Genomic DNA, 4,637 nt, shown 5'->3' on the forward strand with positions numbered 1-4,637 from the left:
CGGTAGAGGCGGCGGCACAACCCCACCCGGTAGAGGCGGCGGCACAACCCCACCCGGTAGAGGCGGCGGCACAACCCCACCGGGAAGAGGCGGCGGCACACTCCCACCTCGGGCAGGAGCCTGCTCTATCCCAACCGGATAAGCGGTCTGCGCAGACTCGTTCGACGCAAGGGGCTGCATGGTCCCGTTCGGCGCGGCAATCGGCACGGAACCGGTCGGCGTGGGAGCGCGTACGACTCCGTCCGGGGGGACAGCCTGCGCGATCCCGACCGCACCCAGCGCTTGACCGGGCTCAGCCTGAACTCCGCTCTGTTCGATCTCGTTCGACACAGCGGCGTGCATACCCGCGCCTGGCACGGCGGACTGCAGATCCCCGCTGACGCTGTCGATTCGAGCAACGGCGCCAGGCGGAGCCGGATGTTCGGACAGCGCGGATCGAGCCGAAGGTGTTGCACTCCCCCACTTCACGGTTTCAGGTACACCGACCGACTGCGGTGCAGAGTGGGCTGCCGCCGAACCCAACCGAACAGTCTCGGCGACGGCCCCCTGACGCCCGGGTACACCATCCGGCACCCCCGGTTGCCCAGGAGCACCACCGACCGGCACCGAACCAGAAGGCGCCTGCGGGACAGGTTGATTCAGCGCCGCTCCCGGAGCAGTCCCGAAATTGCCGGGCTCCGCCGCCGCAAAGCCTGCGTCGGCAGGTCCCTGCCCCATGAGCTGAGCGCCCGCAAATCCCTGCGGCGACGACCCGCCCAAGGACCCCTGCGGTGATTCCTGCGGCAATGGCCGAGATCCTGCCTGGGGAAGAGGCGGCGGTCCCACCGGCCCTTGCGGCGAACCCACAGACCCCTGTGGCAAACGCTGGGATCCCGATAACGCCGACGGAAGTGGCGGCGGCCCTCCCGACTCCTGCGCCAATGGCTGACTCCCCGACGCCCCCTGTGAAAATGGCGCAGACCCCGCTGCCCCTTGTGATGAACCGGGCGACCCCTGCAACAGCGGCCTGGATCCGGATACGGATTGCGGAAGAGGTGGCGGTCCTGCCGGGCCCTGCGACAGCGGCTGACTCCCCGATGATCCTTGCGACAGAGGCAGAGACCCCGCCGGTCCTTGCGGCGAGCCCGCCAGTTCCTGTGGCAGAGGCCGAGATCCCGGTAACGCCCGAGGAAGTGGCGGCGGTTCCGCTGGCCCTTGGGTCGGCGGCGTACCGGTGGGTCCCTGTCCCAGTAGTGGGCCCGATGGAACCTGCGGTTGCTGAGGAAGAGCCGCGGGAAGGCGGTCGGCGGTTGTGGGGCGAGCAGGTTCCGGGTTGGGGCGCTGGGGCGGTGATGTTGGCACTACCGGGGGCGGTGATGCGGCTTGCTGCTCGACGATGCGGGAGCCGCAGCGGACGCGCGGATCCATTGGGGGCGGGGCATATTGCCAGAACGAGCCGTTGTACCACATCCACGAGGAGCCAGGATCCAGGCGCCACCAGTACCCGTCGGCTGTACTCAATACCGTCGACTGGCCGTACGGGGCTTTGGCCTCGGCGTCGGTGAATTTGTCATACCACGGTCCACTCACCGCGCCCCCTCACACTCTCACCACAGTCCGACAACACTATAGGCATACCGATACCCGAGCGGCCGCACGGGATTTCGGATCGAGGCCACGATGATCCCGATCACACTGCGCAACAACACCTTTCATCCACAATGATCACCGACTGTACGTCAGCTCCGACACCGGCACGGCCAGCTCGGATCAACACATCAGACAACAGCCGCACCACCCCACGCAGGCGCAGCCAGGACACCCACCCAGGTCCGACCACGATGATCACCTGCGATGCCGCGACCCCGATACCGTCCGATCAGCCCGACCAACGTGAACACCGCGCGCCCCCAGGCACCGGCCGGGATACCCAGGGGTCGACCACGCCGATGCAATGAGACGCCCCGATACCGTGGGATCAGGCAACAACGTGCGCACCACATGCCATCGGCATCGGCCGGAATACCCATAGGTCCGGCCGCGCCGATCACCCGTGATGCGGCAACCCCGATACGGTGTGGTCGGCTTGGGCCAGGGCCTCGGACAGTAGCCGCACCACGTGCCCACCCGAGAGCCGGTACAGGCGGGCTCGGCCGTCGGCTCGCTGCTGGACCAGGCCGACCAGGCGCAGCTTCGACAGGTGCTGGCTCGCGGCGGTGGGGGTGCATTTGGCGGCTTCGGCCAGGGCGCTCACACCCAGTTCGGTGTCGCGCAGGGCCCACAGCAGCCGCAGGCGAGTTGGCTCGGCAAGCATCGACAGCATCAGGACGGCCTGCTCCACCTGCGGATCGGTCAACCGGGCGTCGTGCCCGGCCTCGGTGGCCGGCGCGGTCGCCTTGCTGGTCATGGAGGCCGTCCTTCTATGTCGGTGTCGCTCCCAGTGTGACATCGCCGGGTACGTACCGCGCCGTCGCCATTTTCTCATCTTCACTTCTGCGAAGATGAGAGTATATTTCCGGATATGAGTTTCACCGCCCCCGCGCTGCTCGCAGCCGCGGCAGGTGTCGGCTTCGGCCACGCCGTCCTGCCCGATCACTGGGTTCCGCTGTCGGTGATCGCCCGCGCCCAGCGCTACCCGCTGCGCCGCGTGCTGCGACTGTCCAGCCTGGCCGGGCTGGCCCATGTCGCGTTCTCACTGATCCTGGGCGCGATCGTGATCCTGGTCGGCCTGCGATTCCGCACCGACGTCGAACGCAACGAGAACCTGGTGGTCGGCGGGCTGCTGATCCTGACCGGCGCGGTGTTCGCCGTGCTGGAACTGATAGGCCGAGGGCACACCCATGACCAGAATGGCGGTCACAGCCACGGGCACTCTCACGACCATGGACGCCCGCACAGGCACGCGGACGACCACGGCCACCCTCACGGACACCAGCACAGCACGATCCCGGCGACCACGAGCGCTCCCGATCAGCACGAGCACACGGACCGAGAAGGCCACGTCCACGAGCACACTCACGAACTCAGCCACGCACACACATCAGGGCACCCCCATGCTCACGACCGCGGTCATGCTCACGAAAACGATCACGCCCGGGGGCACGCGCATGAACACAGCCACGCGGACACACATGGGCACAGCCAGCTCGCGACCACCACGAACCCGGCCGCATCGAGCACGTCGCCACACAAGCCCAATCGCGGCCGCGTCGCGAAGCTGCTCGCATTCGCGGTGCCGTTCGGGGCCGCCGCTTCACCGGATCTGACCATCCTGCCTGTGTTCCTGGCGGCCAGCGCCCTCGGTATGGCCGCCGCGGTCGGCACACTGATCGTCTTCTCGCTGGTCACCGTGATCTCCATCGTCGGACTGACCATGCTGGGCGCGTTTGCCGGATATCAATTGCGCGGCGCCTGGGTCGACAAGAGCGCCAACCTGATCACCGCCGCCGTGCTGTTGATCATCGGAGCCCTGGTCGCCACCAACCTCATCTGACGCCAGGAATGCCGGGCAACCAAGGCGGCGGGCACACGGCTGCATAAGCGCTCCAGTCAGATGTCACCGCCGCACTGCTGAAGGCGCCATAGAACCCCTGGTGGTGTTTCGCCGATGCCACGAACCCGCGACGGCACCGAAGCCCCGGGGTCTGCCCCGCCGGCACGCGTATGCCCGGACCGGACCGGACCGGACGCGCTCCGCACCCAGCCAGTCGGCATTCGTGCCCCGCCAGACTCTGGCAGGACCAGTCGCTGGGCCGCCCGGGATCAGACGGTGTAGATCACCGAACATGTTGCGCCACATCGGGATCGGCCCGGCAGCTGGCCGGTGGATCCCGAGTGTGAACCGACGGCGAGATCAGTTCTGATCATTCACAGGCAACTGGCATTGATATCCAAAAGTTTTCGCATAATGCCTTGTTTTGATGACAACGAGGGCGCCGCCGGACAGACGCCCCATGTCGCAGGAGAATCATTGTGCCGACAGTTATTTCATCCCGCCCTCGCCGAATTCTCGCCGCCGCCCTGCTGACCGGAGCACTGATCGCCACCCCGACGGTGCTCGCCTACGCCGATTCCACCGGCACGGACTCCGGCGGTTCGACCAGTAGCTCGACCGACACGGGGACTTCGCCGGACAGCTCGAGTACGACGGACACCGGGCCGAGCATGAGTTCGCCGGATTCCGGGCCGAGCATGAGCGCACCGGACTCGTCGAGCACCCCGGACACACTGATCCCGAGCCCGCCCGATTTGGGTGGCGGGCTCCCGGGCGGCCCCGGCGGACCGCCCCCGTCCGGACCGTCCATCGGTCCGGGTGGACCGACGCCGCCGTCGATCAACCCGGGCGGACCCATGCAGCCGCCGTCGATCGGTCCAGGCGGACCCACACCGCCGCCGATCAACCCCGGCGGCCCATTCCAGCCCCCGCCGGGCGGTAACCCGGGCAACCCCTTCCAGCACCCGCCGGGCGGTAACCCGGGCGGCCCCATCCTGCCCCCGCCAGGCGTCAACCCTGGCGGCCCGAATCGGCCGCCGGTGAACCCCGGCGGCCCGAATCGGCCACCCGTGAATCCCGGCGGACCGATCCTGCCTCCACCGTGGGTCAACCCGGGCGGACCGAGGCGGCACGGACCGCCCCCGCCGCCCCCGGAGTCTTCACC

General features: G+C 68.2%; 3 protein-coding genes. 1 reads left to right on the top strand and 2 read right to left on the bottom strand.

Going from position 1 to position 4,637, the window contains the following annotated elements; all coding sequences use genetic code 11:
* Positions 1 to 2,026 precede the first annotated feature (2,026 nt).
* A complete protein-coding gene (locus JZ791_RS43460) occupies positions 2,027 to 2,386 on the bottom strand; it encodes an ArsR/SmtB family transcription factor (protein ID WP_216903721.1) in 360 nt (119 codons plus the stop codon).
* Between the two features lie 114 nt (positions 2,387 to 2,500).
* Between JZ791_RS43460 and JZ791_RS43465 the strand changes: the two genes are divergently transcribed.
* Entirely contained in the window at positions 2,501 to 3,472 is a 972-nt protein-coding gene (locus JZ791_RS43465) for a hypothetical protein (RefSeq protein ID WP_216903723.1), read from the top strand.
* Positions 3,473 to 4,040: 568 nt separating this feature from the next.
* Here the strand turns inward: JZ791_RS43465 and JZ791_RS43470 are convergent.
* Entirely contained in the window at positions 4,041 to 4,331 is a 291-nt protein-coding gene (locus JZ791_RS43470) for a hypothetical protein (RefSeq protein WP_216903726.1), read from the bottom strand.
* Between the last annotated feature and the right edge of the window lie 306 nt (positions 4,332 to 4,637).

This window comes from Nocardia alni (assembly GCF_019038435.1).
GTDB classification, from domain to species: domain Bacteria; phylum Actinomycetota; class Actinomycetes; order Mycobacteriales; family Mycobacteriaceae; genus Nocardia; species Nocardia alni.

What these genes read in the sequence shown, in the direction of transcription:
- JZ791_RS43460 (WP_216903721.1), bottom strand. Translation starts at nt 2,386, where the DNA reads ATGACCAGCAAGGCGACCGCGCCGGCCACCGAGGCCGGGCACGACGCC.
- JZ791_RS43465 (WP_216903723.1), top strand. Translation starts at nt 2,501, where the DNA reads ATGAGTTTCACCGCCCCCGCGCTGCTCGCAGCCGCGGCAGGTGTCGGC.
- JZ791_RS43470 (WP_216903726.1), bottom strand. Translation starts at nt 4,331, where the DNA reads ATGGGTCCGCCCGGGTTGATCGACGGCGGCGTCGGTCCACCCGGACCG.